The sequence below is a fragment of the Parasphingorhabdus sp. NYA22 genome (assembly GCF_976973735.1).
In genome coordinates, this window is record NZ_OZ333477.1 from 896,857 (window position 1) to 915,940 (window position 19,084).

Sequence of the window (19,084 nt, forward strand, 5' to 3'; positions counted from 1 at the left end):
TAGGATTGCTTCATGGCCTTCAATCTTTTCGGACGTATCAAGCCTCTCGACGCGATTTTGGCCACGGCAGAGAAAAAGGCGCTAACCCGCTCTCTCGGCCCGGTTCAGCTTACCTTGCTGGGCGTTGGTGCAGTTATCGGCACCGGAATTTTCGTACTGACATCGGAGGCGGCGCAGAAGGCCGGACCGGGGATGATGTGGAGCTTCGTTATTGCCGGGCTGGTCTGTGCGGTTGCGGCGCTCTGCTATTCGGAACTGGCCTCGATGGTGCCGGTATCGGGCTCGGCCTATACCTATACCTATGCGGTGATGGGCGAGTTGCTGGCCTGGATGGTCGGCTGGGCGCTGATCCTGGAATATGCGGTCGCGGCGAGCGCAGTTTCGGTGGGCTGGTCAGGCTATTTTGTCGGTCTTCTGGCCAATGCCGGGATAGAGTTGCCGAGGGCGCTGACGATTGGCGGCTATGCGCCGGGCGGGCTGATCAATCTGCCGGCGCTGATCATCGCTTTGCTGGTGACCTTTCTGCTGATGGTCGGCACCAGCGAGAGCGCCAAGGTCAATGCGGTGCTGGTGGCGATCAAGGTTTCGGCGCTGACCATGTTCATCGTCCTCACGCTGCCGATGATGCAGGGTCAGAATTTCGATCCGTTCCTGCCCAATGGCTGGTTTGGTGAAAGCCGCGGTTTTGGTGCGGTCGGCGCTGCGGCCTCGATATTTTTCGCTTATGTCGGTTTTGATGCGGTGTCGACAGCAGCGGAGGAGACCAAGAACCCGCAACGCAATGTGCCGATTGGGCTGCTCGGCAGCCTGGCTATCTGTACCGTTTTCTATCTGCTGGTCGCGGCGGGAGCGATTGGCACCGTCGGCGCGCAACCGATTGTCGACGCAGCGGGGAATGTGCTCGCGCCGGGCAGCACCGCCTTTGCAGCGCAATGTCAGGCCTTGCTGACGGCGGGCCACGAACCTCTGGTGTGCAGCCACGAGGCGCTGGCCTTTGTGCTGCGGAACATCGGCTATCCGGCCTTTGGCAATATCATCGGCATTGCCGCCTTCCTCGCCTTGCCATCGGTCATATTGATCATGCTGTTTGGCCAGACGCGGATATTCTTCGTGATGGCGCGTGATGGTCTGCTGCCGGAAAAGCTCGCAACTATTCACCCGAAATGGAAAACACCGCATATCGTGACCGCTATCACCGGTGTCGCGGTTTCGATATTCGCGGCGTTTCTGCCCGTGGGGCGGCTTGCGGATATTTCCAATTCGGGGACTCTGTTTGCCTTTCTAATGGTCGCGGTGGCGGTGCTGATCCTGCGCCGTACCGATCCCGGGCGACACCGCCCGTTCCGCACGCCTCTGGTCTGGGTGGTCGCACCGCTGGCGATCGTCGGCTGTCTGGGGCTTTTCTACAATCTGCCGCTGGATGCGAAGCTGGTATTGCCGATCTGGGGCGGGATCGGACTGCTGCTCTATTTCGCTTATGGTTACAGAAAGAGCCACGTCGGGCGCGGCCATATCGAGGTGCACGAGGCGGATGTCGATGCACCGCCGCAGCCGGTTCCGCCGATCAGCGACCAATAAGCTGTTTTTGCGGACTGTAAATTTCAGGGCGATGTTAACTATCTGCTAACCAATTTCGTTCACTCCTGTTTCTGAAACATGAACGGCGCGGATATGCGCGCGCCATGAACAGGGAACGAACTTTATGACCAGACAGAGCACGCCCGAAAATTCTCCGGTAGATGTCGCCATCATTGGCGCGGGGCCGGCTGGCCTGACCGCCGCCTACCTGCTTTCGAAGAAGGGCTATTCGGTCAAGGTGATCGAAAAGGATCCGAAATATGTCGGCGGAATCAGCCGGACGGTAGAGCATGAAGGCTTCCGCTTTGATATTGGCGGGCATCGCTTCTTTTCCAAAAGCCAGGAAGTGGTCGATCTGTGGAATGAAATCCTGCCAGACGACTTCATCCAGCGCCCGCGGATGAGCCGCATCTACTATGAAGGAAAATTCTACAGCTATCCGCTGCGTGCCTTTGAAGCCCTGTGGAATCTCGGCATCTGGCGCTCGACGCTTTGCATGCTGAGCTATGGCAAGGCCAAGGTTTTTCCGAACAAGAATGTGAAAAGCTTTGAAGACTGGACCGTTAACCAGTTTGGCTACAAGCTCTATTCGATTTTCTTCAAGACCTATACCGAGAAGGTCTGGGGCATGCCGTGCGACGAAATGTCGGCGGACTGGGCGGCACAGCGTATCAAGGGCCTGAGCCTGTGGAACGCGGTGACCGACGGTCTGAAACGTTCGCTCGGCCTCAACAAGAAACCCAATGACGGACAGGAAGTCAAAACCCTGCTCGAAACCTTCCGCTATCCACGCCTCGGCCCCGGCATGATGTGGGATGCAGCAAAAGCCCATGTCGAAGCCAAGGGCAACGAAGTGCTGATGGGGCACAGCCTGAAACAGCTGGCCCAGGATGCCGACGGCAACTGGCGGATGAGTACGACGAATGCCGATGGCGAAACCATCATCACTGCGAAACATGTGATTTCAAGCGCGCCAATGCGCGAGCTTGCTACCCGTATCCATCCGCTGCCGAAATCCATGCCGGAAGCGCAGGATCTCAACTATCGCGATTTTCTGACCGTGGCGCTCAAGGTAAAGTCCGAGGATCTGTTCCCGGACAACTGGATATATATCCACGACGATCGCGTGCAAGTCGGCCGTGTGCAGAATTTCCGCAGCTGGTCACCCGAAATGGTCCCGGACGAGAATATCGCCTGTGTCGGCCTCGAATATTTCTGTTTTGAAAATGACGGTCTCTGGTCTTCGTCCGACGAGGAACTGATCGAACTCGCCAAGCAGGAAATGGCAATTCTGGGCCTGTGCAATCCCGACGATGTCGTCGGCGGCGCGGTTGTGCGTCAGGAAAAGGCCTATCCGGTCTATGACGACAGCTATGAACGGAATGTCGCCACCATGCGCGATGATCTGGAAAGCCGCTTCCCGACGTTACACATGGTCGGTCGCAATGGCATGCACCGCTATAATAATCAGGATCACGCGATGATGACCGCGATGCTGACGGTGGAGAACATCGAAGCCGGCACCCGCAAATGGAATGTCTGGAACGTCAACGAAGACGCCGAATATCATGAATCCGGCGACGAGGGTGAACAGCAGGTCATTGCCGAAGAAATCAGCGAAGACCGTGTCGCCGCGCTCGAAAGCATGCGTGATGTGCCGAAACGGATCGAGGAAACCGTGCCTGACGCCAAACCATCCAAAGCGGCGTAACCAGGATGGAACGCAGCGGACAGGATAGACGGTCAATGGTTGGCGTTTGGGCAGGAAGCCTGCCCGCGCCGCTAGCCATTATGCAGCGATTTTCGATCACCCGTTATTTGCTGGCGAGTATCGTTTCACTGGCTTTTGATGTATCATTGTTCATGGTGCTTGTGGCCTTTCTGGTCGAACCCGGCTGGGCATCGGCTCTGGGCTATTCCGCCGGTATCGTGATACACTGGATGATATCATCGCGTTTCGTCTTTCCCGGAAAGGAAAGGCTAGGCGGCGCATTGCAGCTTCAGCGCATTGGTTTCATTGGCACCGCCATTTTGGGCCTTGGTATAACCGTGGCGATCGTCAGCTGGTTCACCGAGCTCGGATTTCTGCCGGTTGTTGCCAAGGGATCGGCGGTTTTTGTGAGCTTCTTCGTGGTTTATCTGACACGAAAATTCGGTGTTTTCCGGTGACTGAAGATGCACCAGAAATATTCGGCTAAATTATTCTGAAACTGAGTGTTGCGGAAGGCAGTGAATTTTGCGGCAGGTCACTTTTTTCCACTGTCAGCGATTAGTACACTTGCTGGAACATTTCTTCCAAGGCTGTATCTAAAAGACGATCGAGCGCGCTAATTTGCGTATCGGGTCAATGGCAGCAGGCATATGAAGGCACCGCTCGGAGAAAGGAAAATAATGACATCACTTCTTTCTCCACGCTATTTTCGTCAGCAGATATTTGCTGTCTGGGTCGTGCTCTCAACCTTGCTGATCATCGCACAATGGTCGCAGATTATCGCGTTCCAGATGGGGGACGCCGATGACAATCTGCGGATGGTGCAAATCATGGACTGGCTCGCCGGGCAGAGCTGGTTCGATGTCACACAATATCGAATAAACCCGCCCGACGGTGGTCCGATGCACTGGTCACGTTTGGTTGACGTGCCGGTTGGCGCGCTGGTCCTTATGTTGCAGCCGATCCTGGGGCCGATGGTGGCTGGCCAAATCGCGGCAACGATCGTTCCGCTGCTAACTCTCGGGGTCCTTCTTTGGCTGACCGCGAAAATCACGGAAAGGCTATTCGGCCATCAGGCGGCGCTGCTTGCTGCAGTGTCGGTCTTTGCCATCATTCCGGTGATCAACCAGCTTTTACCCATGCGGATCGACCATCACGGCTGGCAGCTGGTTCTCTTTCTGACGTGCATGTTCGCACTGATTGATCGCGCCCGACCCAGACGCGCGGCCTTCCTTCTGGGGATTGCGGCAGCGACGTGGCTGGAAATATCGGTGGAGGGATTGCCCTTTGTTATCCTGTTTCTCGGATTGTTCTCGTTGCGCTGGCTGTTTCCCGAGCAAGGTGAACAGAATCAGAGGTTTGCAAATCAATTTCCGCTGGCGCTAGTGGCAACAGCAGGGACAGCCGGCTTGCTGTACTTGGTGACAGAGGGGCTCGGGTTTCAATCCAACTATTGCGATGCTCTTTCTCCCTTTCATCTGGCCGCCCTTGTGTCGGTTGCCGCCATAATATCCGCTGCGTCATGGGCCGGGTTGCATGGAAAACTGGTTAATAGATTGACTGTCTGTGCGGTCGCCGGAGCGACGGGAATCGCAACGGTGGTTTTGATTGCACCGCAATGTGCGGGCGACGCATTCAGCAACCTGGATCCTCTCGTCCGCGAATATTGGTTCAACCGGACGCCCGAAGGTCTACCGCTTTGGCAGATCGGCGATATCAGGCAGTTGCAGATAATTGCAGCAATCGCCGTCGGGTTGGCTGGATTTGTCTATCTTTTCAGGTTCGATGAAAAGGTAGCACCGCGTGACAAGGTGCTGCTGCTCCTGTTGTTTTTGGGATCGGCGGTAGTGGGTATCTATGTGTCCCGTGTGTCGGTCTATGTGCTCTGCGTTGCGAACGTCATTGTCGCACCGGCGGTCTTGCAGATTTTCAAAGCGAGCGATGGAAAGTCCCGTCTTGTATCGCGCTTGGGGCTGAAGATTGTTGGTGCGATGATGCTGGCACCAACGGTGGTTGCACCGATAGTCTATTCGGTCCTGCAAAACCGCTCGAGCGAAGAGCAGGGTGCTGTCGCGATTGACGACCAAATCAAGCTTGAAGAAGCGTTAAGCTGTCACACCATAAATTCCATTCAGGCCTTGGGCATCCTCGGTAAGGCACGGATCATGACCGGGCTGGATGTGAGCCCTTTGATCTTGCAGCATACACGGCTCAGTGTCGTCGCAACCGGCCATCATCGTAATCAATATGCCATGAAGGATGTTATCCAGACGTTTACTGGTTCGCCAGAGCAAGCGGAAACGATCATGGCCCGGCGTGAAGTAGAATATCTGATAGGCTGTAACGGCAGCCCCGAACTTAATTATTATACACTCCGTGCACCAAAAGGGTTTTGGGCGAAAGTGCAGGCCGGAGAAGATTTCGAGTGGCTGGAACCGCTACCGATGATCGGACCTTTTAACATCTGGCGCATCAGGAAGAACGAGGCAGGTGAATGACCACTGATAAGTCCTTTCTCTGGAGTCGTTTCATACTCGTCTGGATAGCTGTCTGCACATTGCTGATACTGGTGACCCGTGGCCAGATCATGACCGGCATCGGCTGGGATCCGGACGATCAGCTGCGTATGGTGCAGCTGCGCGACTGGCTCGCAGGACAAAGCTGGTTTGACACCACCCAATATCGGATCGGCGAACCGGACAGCCAGCCGATGCACTGGCCCCGCTGGATCGAACTGCCGCTGGCTCTGGTATTTCTGTTGCTCAAACCGCTGTTGGGAGCGGCGACCGCCGAAACCGCGGCAATGGTCATCGTGCCGCTGATCACGCTGGGTGTAGCCATGTGGCTGGTTGCCAAGATTACCGAACAGATTTTCGATCGCCCGATCGCGATTCTGGCGGCAACCTTAACCGCGACCGCGGTCCCGATTGTTGCCCAGATCCGGCCGATGCGGGTGGATCATCATGGCTGGCAGATCGTGCTCGCGCTCGCTGCACTGTGGACCATGTTCTGGCCTGACAAGCGCAAGGGCGGCATCGCGCTGGGTGTGGCGCTCGCGCTCTGGCTTTCGATATCACTCGAAGGACTGCCGCTATCGGCTGCCTTTATCGTACTCCTGGTCTGGCGCTGGGTTTTCCAGACCGAAGAGGGAGTTCGTCTATTCTGGACTCTGCTGAGCTTTCTGATTGCGAGTTTCCTTTTCTATTTTGGCAGCCAGGGCAATTTCAACATTGTCATCAACTATTGTGACGCGCTTTCCCCGGCACATTTGCTGGCCTGTACGGCGGGGGCCACTGTCATATTGCCGGCGATCAAGTGGCTGCCCGCGAATATCCTGTTGCGCGTCCTCAGCCTGGCCGTAGCCGGTGTGGTGGCACTGGCCATCTTCTGTAGTCTGGCGCCGCAATGTGTCGGCGGGGCGTTCAACACGATGGATCCGGTTGTCCGCGAATATTGGCTGGTCAACGTCCTCGAAGGTCTGCCGATCTGGTACCAGAATGGCAAGACCATGGTCACCTTGCTCGGAGGATCGATCATCGTCGGGCTGGGCAGTCTGATCTATATCGTCCGTGCACGGCCCGGCCAGATCGACCGCAACAATTTATTCATCCTCGGCTATGCCTTTCTCTGGGCATTGGTGTTGTCGTTTTTCGTACAGCGCGCCACGGCGGTTGCAGCGGCCTTTGCCCTGCCGTTTCTGGCCTGGGCCGTGCATCAGGCCTTTGTCAAAGCGCGGGGTATCAGCAATGTGCTGACACGTATAATCGCCACAGCAGCGGTCGTGATGCTGATCATGCCGGGACCGCTGGCCGTGGCGCTGTTCAACAGTGTCAGCGCAGAGGAAATAAAAGCCGAGAACAATCCGGAAAACGCCATGTGCAGGAGCGACGAGTCGCTTGCCCGGCTTAACGCCTTGCCCCGTTCCAATATTCTGGCACCCTTTGATTTTGGTCCGCGCATCTTGCTGCTGACTCCGCATAGCGTGCTCGCCACCAGCCATCATCGCAACGATCAGGCGATGGGTGACCAGATCAGGATATTCACCTCGGTACCGGATGTCGCGCGCGGCATACTGGAAGCACACAATATCCGCTATATTGTTGCCTGCGACGATGAAGCGGAGCTGGCCATTTATGCGAAGAAACATCCCGATGGCCTGTGGGCCCGACTGGCTAAAGAAAAGAAGCCGGACTGGCTGCATTCTGTCCATATTCGGGACAATAGCTTGAGAATCTGGCGTGTGGCGGCAAAAGACTTGCCTAACCAAATGTAAACTATGATAGGTTTTGCTCGATGGTCGCACATTGAGATGGTCGCAGATAATAAGAACCACGGAGTTTATAATGGCAAGGGTCACCGGTCTCGGTGGGATTTTTCACAAGGTGAAAGATCCGGCAGCAACACGCAAATGGTATAAGGACTATCTCGAACTGGACGGGGAATATGGTCCGATGCTCAATTGGTCGGATGAAAAGGGTGACAAACCGTATAGCCTGATCAGTCATTTCCCCGAAACCACCGAATATCTGAAACCCAGCGAGGCGCAGTTCATGATCAACCTGCGGGTTGATGATCTGGACGCCTATGTCGAGAAGCTCAAGGAAAAGGGTCTCGAGATTCTGGGCCATATTGACGAAGGCTATGGCAAATTTGCTTGGATTCTCGATTGTGACGGGATCAAGCTGGAATTCTGGCAGCAGGTAGACGCTCCGGAAAGCTGATCGCTGCGGTTCAGGCGGGAATGAATTTCAGCGCCAGTCCGTTGATGCAATGACGCTTGCCGGTGGGTCTCGGTCCATCATCGAAAATATGCCCCAGATGTCCGCCGCAGCGCGCGCAATGGGCTTCGGTGCGCGGATAGCCGATCTTGTAGTCTCTGGTTGTGCCAATCCGGTCCTTGGCGATCGGACCCCAGAAGCTCGGCCAACCGGTGCCGCTGTCATATTTTTGCGCCGATTTGTACAGGCCAAGATTGCACCCGGCGCAAGCATAGACGCCTTTGCGTTTTTCGTCATTCAGCGGGCTGGAATAGGCGCGTTCGGTGCCCTCCAGACGCAATATCCGATAGCGGGCGGCGCCCAGCCGACGTTTCCATTCGTCAGCTGACCGATTGATTGCGAATTTGCCACCGGCTCGTGCTTCCGCATTGTCGAACAGGCCCGAGAGGCTGACAGCTCCAATCGCTCCGGCGGCAACCAGAGTTTCGGATATGACGGTGCGCCGATCAAGCGATTTCATCTGCAATCCTTTCCGCTATTCCTGAATCATTCGAAGCAGGTCAGCGATTGGTTACAGATTTATGCCTGAACGGGAACTGATCAATATTTCGAAAGCTCTACTTCCAACTCGCGGAAACCGTGGACGAAACAGGCATGGACGCGGCGATTCTTGCCGGTCGGATTAACCTGCATGCGGCGCTTGTGCATTTCTTCCAGTAGTATCCGGATCTGCAACTCGGCGAGACGGGCACCGACACAGCGGTGGATGCCATAGCCGAACGCGAGATGCCGCCGCGCGTTTTCGCGGTCGACAATGATCTTGTCTGCTTCCGGGAAAACCTCTTCATCGCGGTTGGCGGAAATATACCACATGACGACCTTGTCGCCCTTTTTGATCTGATGTCCGAACAGGTCATGATCTTCCAGCGCCGTGCGCCGCATATGAGCGAGCGGGGTCTGCCAGCGGATGATTTCCTGCACCGCATTGGGAATAAGATCGGGGTTTTGCTGAAGCTTTTCCCGTTCTTCGGGAAACTGGCCCAGACCATAAGCCACGCCCGACATGGTGTTGCGGGTAGTGTCGTTGCCGCCAACGATCAGCAGCACCAGATTACCCATGAATTCCATCGGATCCATGTCGCGCATATGTTCGGAATGGATCATCATGGAGATCAGGTCAGGGGTCGGTTCTGCATCCACCCGTTCATTCCACAGCTTGGTGAAATAGGCGCCCATTTCATACAGGATATGGCGGCGCTGTTCAGTCAAATCCTCGGCAACCGACAGTTCGACATCACCGGCCCAGTCGGACCAGTAGGTCAGCAGTCTGCGGTCTTCCCACGGAAAGCCGAACAGGATTGCAAGCATGCCGGTGGTCAGTTCGATCGAGACCTTGTCGACCCAGTCGAATTTTTCGCCCCATGGCAGGCCATCAAGCACTTCTTCGGTGCGCTGGCGGATTTCGGTTTCCATCCGCTTCATCTCGGTTGGCGTGAAGGCCGGTGCTACGGTGCGCCGCTGACCAGTGTGCTTCGGCCGGTCCATGGCGATGAACATCGGCAGCTGAAAATCGGCATCATCGAAATCGGGATTCGCGATGGTGATGCCGCCGTGGGAAACATCGGAGGAATAAATATCCGGTAGCGCTTCGACATGCTGAATCGGTTTGTAGGTGGTGATGTTCCAGAAATCCCCGTGCACTCCGCCTTCGACCTTGTTAATCGGTGCCTGCGCACGCATTTCCGCAAAGGGCTTGCGCCAGAGATCCTTGCTGTACAGCTCGGCGCGGCTGACATCCCAAGGGTTGGGATCACCATCTGTGATGGGAGGATTGCGCTTGTACCAGCCTTCCAGCGCCTCATCGGCGGTGGGCGAGGTGGTCAGGTTATCAAGGTCAATTTGGGGAACGGATGCCATAAGTCTCTCCTGCCGTTGCTGGTTGCAGCAATCGGTTGCGTTTCAAAACTAGTCCAATCTGGCGCTATTGACAGTAATGTCAATGTCTTTTCGGCAAATGGCGTGAATCTCGAGACTATTTTCCGGTGACTCTGGCGAGCAGACCTTTTTTGCGGGCGGTCTGGCCAGATTTCATCACGTTGCGGCGGAAGAGCATTACCGAAAAACGGATGATGATTATCGTGAAAATCGCCTGCCAGATCAGCGCCAGACCATGTTGCCAGATATTATCCATCTGGGCCGCGCGCGCAATCATCGCGAAAGGAGAGCTGAACGGGAACAGGACGGCGAACCATTCTACCGGTTCGCCCAGTTTGGTGATCGAGGAATAAGCGAGAAAGAAGACCAGCAATTGCCCCATGGTGACCGGCATCGACAGCGTCTGCACTTCCCGGACGGTTGTTGCCATTGCCCCGATGCCGAGAAACAGCGACCCCAGAAGCAGATAGGCCATCGAGAAATAGAGTATCAGCAACAGGCAGAATAGCGGCCAGCCGACGGCGGGCGAAGGCAGGGCATCCCAGTTTCCGCCAACCAGAAGCGCTACGGACAATCCCATCGTACTCCAGACCGTGATTCCAACAAGCGCCATTCCCAGCATCGCGAATAATTTACCGAGAAATATCGCATCCATCGGGATGGCGGCGGCGAGAATTTCAATGATCTTGTTGGTCTTTTCCTCGACCAGATTGGATAAAACCATGCCCGCCAGAATCATCGTCAGCAATATCAGGATTGCCTGACCGGCCTGCGCCGTCAGCAACTGGTTGCGTTCGCTGGAACTGCTGGTCTGACCGACATAGGTCGTTTTGATATCGATCGCAGTGGGCTGCGAAAGCGCGGTCTCCGCGAGCAAGGCGATTTTGCCCTGCCATCGTTTGACGTCGCGTTCCGAACCGGTCAGCACGGGTTCGGCCAATGTCCCGGACAGGATAGCGGTCAGCGATTTCTCGCTGTGCAGTTTTGCAATAATGTCTGTTTCTTGTCCGGAAAAATTGTTGAGGACAAAAAGATCCGGCAGCGCTCTTGTACCCAGATTCTCCGATAGCCGCGATCGGGCCGCAAGCAGGGTTTCCGCTTCTCCCGCGCTCAGGGCGACACCGATGACAGGATTGTCGATATCCTGAGAAACCTGAGCTCCCAAGCCACCCGCAGCAACCGCGATTCCGATCGGAAACAGCGGGCCGAGCAGAAAGAAAAAGAAGGATTTGGAAAATATGATTGCGGTAAAATCGCGGCGGGCGATGACGAAGGCGGCGCGGATGGTTTCGATCATACTGCGGCGTCCATATCATTGGCTGTGGCATCGGCGTCCATTTTACGGGCAACCGCTTCGCCGGCGATCTGGACAAAGGCATCGTGCAGGCCGGGGCGTTCGATCGACAGGGATTCGATTCCGGCACCGCCTTCTACAAGGGCATGCAGCAAGGGCTCGACGCCGCTTTCCGGCAAAGTGAAATGCCAGTTGTGACCGAGCGGTTTGCAGTCGGCAGGGATCGCTTTGCGCCAGGGGCCATCGAGATTGCGGGTTTCGAGATGGACTTGCGGACGCAGCCGGTCGCGCGCTGCTGAAACCTTGCCTTTAAACGGGATTTTGCCGTCGGCGATAATGGCGATCTCTTCGCACAATCTTTCGGCATGTGCGATCACATGGGTCGAAAAAATAATCGTGACACCTTTGTCGGCCTGATCGCGGATCAACCGCTCCAGCTTGCCCTGGTTCAGCGCGTCCAGTCCGGAGAAAGGCTCGTCGAGAATGATCAGATCGGGGTCGTGCACAAGCGTGCCGAGCAATTGCACCGTCTGGGCCATGCCTTTGGATAGCTGACGGATCTGCTTGTCGGCGGCATCCCCCAGGCCATGATCTTCCATCATCTTGCGTCCACGCTTGCGGCCCTCGGCCAGCGGTAGACCGCGCAGCGCGCCCATGAAGGCAATCGCGTCATAGGCTTTCATTGATTGATAGAGGCCACGCTCTTCGGGAAGATAGCCAACCTGATGCGCTTTTGAAATCGGTTCGGACGATCCGAGCAGAAAACGTTCGCCTTCATCAGGGTCGATTATCCCGAGCAGCATCCGCAAAGTCGTGGTTTTGCCCGCACCATTCGGGCCCAATATGCCGAATATGCTTCCCTTTTTGATCGTCAGGTTAATCCCGTCCACTGCTGTCTCGCCATCAAATCTTTTTTTGATATTGCGAGCTTCTACGGCAAATTCGGAATGGGGCGCGTGCATTTACGGCTTTCATATATGACGGGAGTGTTTGATAGGGACAGCCTATGCCGAATGACAAGTTAAGATTGACCAAAGCGCTGGAAAAAAAGGCGACGGAAGAGGGCTTCTCTGCTGTCGGCATCGCTCCGGCAACGCTTGGACCCCGGACGCAGCAGCGCCTCCAGCAATGGCTCGATGACGGTCGTCAGGGCGATATGCTCTGGATGGTGAACCGGGCGGACGAGCGGTCTGATCCGGCAACTCTTTGGCCCGAGGTGCAGACGGTGATCATGCTGGGCATGAGCTATGCGCCTGCCACCGATCCTTTCGCGCTGGAGGGTGTTTCCGACCACGGTCGTATTTCGGTCTATGCACAGGGCAAGGACTATCATGATGTGGTGAAAGGCGCGCTCAAGCGGACAGCCCGCTGGCTGGTCGAACAGGCGGATTGCGAGGTAAAGGTTTTTGTCGACACCGCGCCGGTGATGGAAAAACCGCTTGCTGCGGCCGCGGGTCTTGGCTGGCAGGGTAAACATACCAATGTTGTCAGTCGCGAGCACGGAAGCTGGTTGTTTTTGGGCGCGATTTACACGACCCTTGATCTGGAGCCTTCAAATCCGGGCAAAGACAGTTGCGGCAGTTGTTCGGCTTGTCAGGACGTCTGTCCGACCGGCGCTTTTCCCGCGCCCTATCAGCTCGATGCGAGAGCCTGTATTTCCTATCTGACAATCGAGCATAAGGGACCGATCCCGCATAAATATCGCAAGGCGATTGGCAACCATATTTATGGCTGTGATGATTGTCTGGCAGTCTGCCCGTGGAATAAATTTGCGAAGGCGGGGGCGGCGAACAAGGCATTCCTGCCGCGCGCGGAGCTGGCGGCTCCGGCACTCGTAGATATATTGGCGCTGGATGATGCCGATTTCCGGCAGGTATTTTCCGGATCACCGATCAAGCGAACCGGCCGCGACAGGATGGTGCGCAACGCCCTTATCGCTGCCGGTAATAGCGGCGATGCAGCATTGGTAGCGCCGGTGCAGGCGCTCCTCAAAGATGAAGATGAAGTGATCAGGGAAGCGGCCGGCTGGGCGCTTGATCAGTTGGCCTCAGCGCAACCTTAACGCATTGACGCAGCTGACCCGGTCGACCGCTGCGCCGTCGCTGCGGCGGGTATCGATATGCGTCACCCGCTGGGTCCCGCCGGATTCCTGGGGGTAAAGGTAGGCGTCGAGGATGCAGGCGCCGCTGGCGAATTGCAGTTTTCGGGCGGGCGGTTCGGAAATGTCGAGCTTGGGAGTGCCGAATAGGCGAGTCAGCTGATCGGCGGTCTTACCCATGACGATATCTAGCCCTGCCACGGAACTGAGCGGTGATCCCGAAACGGCGGGCAGGCCGGTACTTCTGGTCGTAGTCGCCGTCGAGACACAGGCGGCGAGAGCAGGCAGGCTGAGCAATATAAGAAATTTGGCTTTCATGTGGATTGTTCTTTCTTCTTCCCATGCACCAGATGGGTAGCCATAGCGGCTCCCAAAACCGGCGCAAGGAAATTGACGAAGGGTATCGCCAGCAAAAGCGCGGTAATCAATCCAAGGAAAAACCGCTCGACCTTCGGGAGTTTCCAGCCCGCAGCGAGATTGTGGAAATCGCTGGCATGCCGGGCAGCGACCATGTCCTGAAGATCCCGTCCTAGCAAAATGGCGTTGACCGAGAAAAACACAATCGGAACACCGATGCCGGTCACCAGAAGTAAGATATAAAGCGGAGCGGCAAGAATATTATAGCCGAGCGCGCGTCCAGTGGAAGCGAGCCCCATTTTAATGCCGACGACATAGCCCGGCGGTTTGGCGGTTTCCGCTTGTTCCGGATAAAAACGCTGCTCGACCGCTCCGACTATATCATCTGAAAAGATGTTGAGCACGAAAATGGCGACGATCCGGAACAATAGAAGCCCGGTTAATATGGCGATGATTGCTGCACCAGCTGCAGCAGCAAATCCGCCTTCCGTCCAGCCAAGCCAAGCGAACAGCCAGACTAGCCCGAAATAGGCTGCTACGCCGAATAGTCCGAACAACAGGATAGTGAGCAGGATGACCTTCAGCAGGACTGCCAATATCGTCCGGTCGGTGAGTTGAGCAAAAGAACGTGCAAGGGCCTGAAACATTTGCGCTTCATGTCACGATTGCCGGGCCAGCGTCAATTCTGCTTGAAGGCTCCGGGTCAAAGCCGTAACGCACGCGACAGAACGCGAACCGCTCAAAGGGAATTTTATGACCACCGAAGCCCGTTATGATATCGTCGCCATCGGCAATGCAATTGTCGACGTAATCTCTCAAGCAAGCGACGATTTTCTCGACGAGGAGCAGCTGGTCAAAGGCAGCATGGCGCTGATCGATGCCGCTCGCGCTGAAGAATTATACCGTGATATGGGGCCGGCGCGGGAAATTAGCGGTGGTTCGGGTTCAAACACGTTGGCTGGCGCGTCGACCCTGGGTCGCCAGTGCGCGCTCATCGCGCAGGTGGCTGATGACCAGTTGGGCCAAGTGTTCGCCCATGATATTCGGGCGACCGGCATCGATTTTGACGTGCCCCCGCTGGCCAAAGAGCCACCGACTGCGCGTTGCCTGATTTTTGTTACGCCTGACGCACAGCGTACGATGAATACCTTTCTCGGCGCATCGCAATTTCTGCCGCCTGCTGCGGTCGATGCCGATTTGATCGCCAGCGGCGCGATCCTTTATCTCGAAGGCTATCTGTGGGACGCCGACGAACCCAAGGCCGCCATGGCGCTGGGCATCGATATCGCCAAGAAACATGGCCGCAAGGTCGCTTTCACCCTGTCTGACACATTTTGCGTAGACCGGCATCGGGAAGAATTTGCCGGGCTTATCGATGATGGCAAGATTGATATATTGTTCGCCAATGAAGCGGAAATCATGATGCTGGCCGAAACCGAAGATTTTGACGCTGCGGTTGCCCAGACGGCTGCCAAGGTCGAAACTCTGATCGTGACACGCAGTGAACAGGGCGCGATCGCGGTTCGTGATGGCAAGACGACTGCGGTTGCTGCGGAGCCGGTTGATCATATTGTTGACACCACCGGTGCCGGCGACCTTTTTGCAGCGGGCTTCCTGAGCGGTTATATCGAGCAGCGTCCAATGGAAGAATGTCTGACCATCGGTGCGATCGCCGCAGCGGAAGTGATTTCCCATTTTGGTGCTCGTCCGGAAGCGGATCTGAAGGAATTGGTCAGTAAACGGCTGGGGTGATCAGCCCTTCATTTTGAAGAGCTTCCTGTCCTCCGGACCAAAGCCCCATTTCCAGATGACCCAGGCGTAGCTGCCGAGGATCATCGGAATGCCGACGATCAGTTCCGCCCATTCGGGCAGACGGGTGGCGAGATAGCCGACCGCGCTGGCGACGCCGACCGCGATCATCAAGGTCCAGCGCCAGCCGTTGACCGGCGCGTCGAGCAGTTTCGACAGGAAAATTGCTTTCACCACCGACGCATAAGCGAGTGCTACCATCAGCGCTGCCGCGACCGCCGCAGCCTGGAACAATGGTCCCCATTGAAGATAGATGCAGATCTGGATGAAGGCGACGCTGAGCGCTGCTTGCAGCAATAGCATCGACAGCGAGATCAGCAGATTGCGATGACGCGCGATATAGACCAAGGCCGATTCGCTGACCACAGCGGTTGCCGCCACGGCTTCGGCGGCGAGTAGAAATGCCAGTGCGCCGGTCCCGCCGACGAAACCGGGCCCCACCAGTCCCATCACGGCTTCTCCCGGGATCGCTAGTGCCAGCGCAATGCCGATTTGTGCGGCAATGATCCAGTAGCCGACCTGACTGACCTGGCTGGCAATGGCTTTTAAATTGCCTGCCTCGAGATTGCGGGTGATGACAGGACCGAGAATGGGGTCGAAGCTGGTTTTGAGCTTCTGGGGCAGGCTCGCCACTTGCTGGGCGATATAATAGATACCGACGATCGCTGGCGAAGCGAACAGACCGAGGATCGCCAGATCCAGCCGCCGCGATCCCCATTCGGCGGCGTCGGCTGCCGCGAGCGGCATATTGCGCCGAGCGATCTTCGCAATTTTCAGCGGCTCTGGTCGCCAGCCGTGCGGCAGTCCGTAGCTTTTGAACAAGGGCCAGAGCGATGCCAGCAGTGCCGCGACCATCGACACGACATAGGCAATGATCAGGCCGTCGCGGAGCGAATAATAAGAGAAGAGAAAAGCGGCGATACTGATCGTCCAGGGCTCTACAATCGACCGTGCGCGCACTGTCGAGGCAATGTCGTAGCGATAGGCGAGGGCCGCCAGGGAGATGTCCGCACCGACAACGGTGAAGATGACGAGCGGCAGAAACCGGTCCAGGCCGTTGATTTCGCTATTGGGGAACATGATGAACGGGAAGGCAATCAATATGCCCGCCGCAACCGCAGAGGCAAGAAAGCTGACCAGCAGGCCGTCCCAGACCACATGAACATGCGGTCTCTGGGTCTTGCTCAATTGCGCCGCCAGTCCCCGCTTGAGACCGAGGGTTGCAAGTTGTGCCGCAAATTCCACCACCAAGATTGCATAGGCAAATCGTCCCAGCGCATCGGCTCCATAGATACGTCCGGCGATAAAAAGAAACGGCAGGCGCGCGGCGAGGCGCAGCAGAAAACCGAATATATTGGTCCGTCCGCCTTTCGCCAGCGCGGCAATATCGTCCTTGCTCTTGTCAGTTGGCTTGTCGCCTTCCGGTGGCGCTGCACCAGCCGTGCCTGATGGTTCAGGACTGTTCAAATCGCTCTCCGGTTGGCCCGCTTCAGGGATAGCTGTCTATAGCAGTTTCGGAATTTTGTCATCATCATGGCTCGCTGGTCTATCTGCGTTCAGAAACCAGCGGCCTTTTCATGAGTTGGGTGACCACAGACTGAACATCAGCCTCGCCAGCCAGCAACGCGCAAACAGCGTCGACAATGGGCATGTCGACCTGGCGTGCTTTGGCATCCTGCTGCAGAACAGGAGCTGTGGAGGCACCTTCGGCGACCGTGGTCCGGTCGGACAATAATGTTTCGGCCGACTGGCCTTCTCCCAATCCCTTGCCGAGCGAAAAATTGCGCGAACTGGTTGAAGAACAGGTCAGCACGAGATCGCCGAGACCGCACAGGCCGGCGAGCGTATCCGCTCGCGCACCGCGGGCGGCGCCGTAGCGGAGCATTTCTGCAAAGCCGCGGCTGATCAGGGATGCACGGGCATTTTGACCAAGGCCGGCCCCGTCGACCACGCCGCAGCCAATCGCAAGGACATTTTTCACCGCACCGCCGATTTCCGCGCCGACAACATCGTCGGAATAATAGGGCCGGAAGCTTGGTTTGGCGATCAGGGGATTGAGCCGTTCCCACAGGGCTTCGCTTTCGCAAGCCAGCGTCAGGGCAGTCGGCAGGCCTTTCGCCACTTCATGGGCGAAGGTCGGGCCGGACAGGACTGCGAGGTCATTTTCCGGTCGCACGATCTTGGCAACCTCGCTTAACAGTAACCGGCTGCGCGCCTCGATCCCCTTGCAGCACATGATCAGCGCAGCGTCGGAATCGGGCAGAGTCTGCAGGGTGGCGCGTAGATGTTGCGCCGGTGTGACCAGCAACAGCACATCGCAGGCTGCTATTGCGTCTAAATCCTGCGTTGCGCATATGTTGTTGCGGAGCCGATGGCCTGGGAGAAAGGACACATTCTCGTGGGCCCGGTTGATCTGGTCGATAACTTCCGGTTCGCGTGCCCATAGCAGCAGTTCGTCTTGTCCTTCGGACAGGACCTGCGCCAGTGCCGTGCCCCAGGCTCCCGCGCCGATGACGCCTATTTTTGCAGCAGCAGTCATGCTTTAACCCCCGCACCGCGCGCTTTTTCAGCAGTCGGGTCCAGCGGCCAGCGTGGCCGGGCTACAAAATCGAGTGAATCGGTCAGGCCCGCTGCGAATCGCTCGGCACCGGCCCAGGCTATCATCGCGGCATTGTCGGTGCACAACCATTGCGGCGGAGCGGTGAACGCCATGTTATGCTCCCCCGCGACTTGTTCGAGCATCGCGCGGATCGGCGTGTTGGCCGCAACACCCCCCGCAACGACCAGATGGGCGCAACTGCCATGATCGCGAATCGCTTTTTCCAGCCGGTCGCGAAGGCAATCGACCACAGCGTGTTGGAAGGAGGCGGCTATGTCTTCGGGTCTATGCGCGCCATTTTGGTGGGCGCGCACCACCGCGCTTTTGAGCCCGGCGAAAGAGAAATGCGGTTCTTTCGATTTGATCAGGGGACGGGGCAGGGGAACCGCCTCTGGATCACCCTGCCGGGCAAAGGCCTCGACTCTCGGGCCACCCGGATAGCCGAGACCCAATATTTTTGCGGTCTTGTCGAATGCTTCACCCGCCGCATCATCAATCGTGGTTGCCAGCCGCCGATATTGACCAACGCCCTCGACGCGCAATATCTGGCAATGCCCGCCGGACACCAGCATCAGCAGATAGGGAAAGGCCAGATCCGGATTGACCAATCGCGGGGACAGCGCATGGCCTTCCAGATGGTTGACGGCGATCAGCGGCTTGCCCGCGGCCATCGCCAGCGCCTTGCCGGTGACTAGGCCAACCATCACCCCGCCGATCAGGCCGGGGCCTGCGGTGGCGGCGATCGCATCGACTTCGTCGAGCGATTTTCCTGCTTCGTCCAGCGCCGCTGCGATCAGCGGCGTCAGAATTTCGGCATGGGCACGCGCGGCAATTTCCGGAACAACGCCGCCATAGGGAGCATGAGCTGCTTCCTGCCCAGCCAGTTTGTGCGCCAGAATCTCTCGATCAGACGTGACTAGCGCGGCTGCCGTTTCGTCGCAGCTGGATTCAATTCCCAAGATCAGGCTCATGACGCTTTTACTTA

Annotated in this window: 17 protein-coding genes; 8 read left to right on the forward strand and 9 right to left on the reverse strand. The window is 57.0% G+C overall.

Features of this window, described 5'->3' with window-relative positions:
* The first annotated feature begins 12 nt into the window (after nt 1–12).
* From ACWFTY_RS04420 to ACWFTY_RS04445, 6 genes are all read left to right on the forward strand, one after another.
* Nucleotides 13–1,578, forward strand: a complete 1,566-nt coding sequence (locus tag ACWFTY_RS04420; RefSeq protein ID WP_447526182.1) for an amino acid permease — start codon at nt 13–15, stop codon at nt 1,576–1,578.
* 124 nt (nt 1,579–1,702) lie between these two features.
* Nucleotides 1,703–3,289 (forward strand): NAD(P)/FAD-dependent oxidoreductase, encoded by a 1,587-nt coding sequence (locus tag ACWFTY_RS04425; protein WP_447526183.1) that lies wholly within the window; start codon nt 1,703–1,705, stop codon nt 3,287–3,289.
* A gap of 80 nt (nt 3,290–3,369) precedes the next feature.
* On the forward strand, nt 3,370–3,747 hold the full coding sequence (locus tag ACWFTY_RS04430) for a GtrA family protein (RefSeq protein WP_447526184.1): 378 nt from the start codon (nt 3,370–3,372) through the stop codon (nt 3,745–3,747).
* A gap of 222 nt (nt 3,748–3,969) precedes the next feature.
* Nucleotides 3,970–5,787 (forward strand): hypothetical protein, encoded by a 1,818-nt coding sequence (locus ACWFTY_RS04435; protein ID WP_447526185.1) that lies wholly within the window; start codon nt 3,970–3,972, stop codon nt 5,785–5,787.
* Nucleotides 5,784–7,562, forward strand: a complete 1,779-nt coding sequence (locus tag ACWFTY_RS04440) for a hypothetical protein (protein ID WP_447526186.1) — start codon at nt 5,784–5,786, stop codon at nt 7,560–7,562. Before ACWFTY_RS04435 ends, ACWFTY_RS04440 begins: the two co-directional genes overlap by 4 nt.
* A gap of 70 nt (nt 7,563–7,632) precedes the next feature.
* Nucleotides 7,633–8,010 (forward strand): VOC family protein, encoded by a 378-nt coding sequence (locus tag ACWFTY_RS04445; protein ID WP_447526187.1) that lies wholly within the window; start codon nt 7,633–7,635, stop codon nt 8,008–8,010.
* Nucleotides 8,011–8,020: 10 nt separating this feature from the next.
* Here the strand turns inward: ACWFTY_RS04445 and msrB are convergent, their stop codons facing one another.
* From msrB to ACWFTY_RS04465, 4 genes are all read right to left on the reverse strand, one after another.
* A complete protein-coding gene (gene msrB / locus ACWFTY_RS04450) occupies nt 8,021–8,527 on the reverse strand; it encodes a peptide-methionine (R)-S-oxide reductase MsrB (RefSeq protein WP_447526188.1) in 507 nt (168 codons plus the stop codon).
* Between the two features lie 80 nt (nt 8,528–8,607).
* Nucleotides 8,608–9,924: a cytochrome P450 gene (locus ACWFTY_RS04455; RefSeq protein WP_447526189.1), complete on the reverse strand. Its 1,317-nt coding sequence runs from the start codon at nt 9,922–9,924 to the stop codon at nt 8,608–8,610.
* Between the two features lie 115 nt (nt 9,925–10,039).
* Nucleotides 10,040–11,239: an ABC transporter permease gene (locus ACWFTY_RS04460; protein ID WP_447526190.1), complete on the reverse strand. Its 1,200-nt coding sequence runs from the start codon at nt 11,237–11,239 to the stop codon at nt 10,040–10,042.
* On the reverse strand, nt 11,236–12,198 hold the full coding sequence (locus ACWFTY_RS04465; protein ID WP_447526191.1) for an ABC transporter ATP-binding protein: 963 nt from the start codon (nt 12,196–12,198) through the stop codon (nt 11,236–11,238). The genes ACWFTY_RS04460 and ACWFTY_RS04465 overlap by 4 nt, the downstream gene beginning before the upstream one ends.
* 44 nt (nt 12,199–12,242) lie before the next feature.
* Here ACWFTY_RS04465 and queG point away from each other — a divergent pair, with 44 nt between their 5' ends.
* Complete coding sequence (gene queG / locus ACWFTY_RS04470; protein ID WP_447526192.1) at nt 12,243–13,298, forward strand: tRNA epoxyqueuosine(34) reductase QueG; 1,056 nt, start codon at nt 12,243–12,245, stop codon at nt 13,296–13,298.
* On the opposite strand, the gene ACWFTY_RS04475 is transcribed toward queG, so the two are convergent.
* Together ACWFTY_RS04475 and ACWFTY_RS04480 are read right to left on the reverse strand one after the other, a co-directional pair.
* The gene (locus ACWFTY_RS04475) at nt 13,284–13,652 is read right to left on the reverse strand and encodes a hypothetical protein (protein WP_447526193.1); all 369 of its coding nucleotides are present in this window, start codon (nt 13,650–13,652) and stop codon (nt 13,284–13,286) included. The two genes, queG and ACWFTY_RS04475, sit on opposite strands and share 15 nt — an antisense overlap.
* Nucleotides 13,649–14,338, reverse strand: a complete 690-nt coding sequence (locus tag ACWFTY_RS04480; protein WP_447526194.1) for an EI24 domain-containing protein — start codon at nt 14,336–14,338, stop codon at nt 13,649–13,651. Before ACWFTY_RS04480 ends, ACWFTY_RS04475 begins: the two co-directional genes overlap by 4 nt.
* A gap of 106 nt (nt 14,339–14,444) precedes the next feature.
* Between ACWFTY_RS04480 and ACWFTY_RS04485 the strand changes: the two genes are divergently transcribed.
* Nucleotides 14,445–15,443 (forward strand): adenosine kinase, encoded by a 999-nt coding sequence (locus ACWFTY_RS04485; RefSeq protein ID WP_447526195.1) that lies wholly within the window; start codon nt 14,445–14,447, stop codon nt 15,441–15,443.
* Here ACWFTY_RS04485 and ACWFTY_RS04490 read toward each other — a convergent pair whose 3' ends face one another.
* The 3 genes from ACWFTY_RS04490 to tsaD all read right to left on the reverse strand — a co-directional run bounded on the left by ACWFTY_RS04490 (nt 15,444) and on the right by tsaD (nt 19,070).
* Complete coding sequence (locus ACWFTY_RS04490) at nt 15,444–16,967, reverse strand: lipopolysaccharide biosynthesis protein (protein WP_447526196.1); 1,524 nt, start codon at nt 16,965–16,967, stop codon at nt 15,444–15,446.
* A 79-nt stretch (nt 16,968–17,046) separates the two neighbouring features.
* Entirely contained in the window at nt 17,047–18,039 is a 993-nt protein-coding gene (locus ACWFTY_RS04495) for an NAD(P)H-dependent glycerol-3-phosphate dehydrogenase (RefSeq protein WP_447526197.1), read from the reverse strand.
* The gene (tsaD, locus tag ACWFTY_RS04500; RefSeq protein ID WP_447526198.1) at nt 18,036–19,070 is read right to left on the reverse strand and encodes a tRNA (adenosine(37)-N6)-threonylcarbamoyltransferase complex transferase subunit TsaD; all 1,035 of its coding nucleotides are present in this window, start codon (nt 19,068–19,070) and stop codon (nt 18,036–18,038) included. Before tsaD ends, ACWFTY_RS04495 begins: the two co-directional genes overlap by 4 nt.
* Between the last annotated feature and the right edge of the window lie 14 nt (nt 19,071–19,084).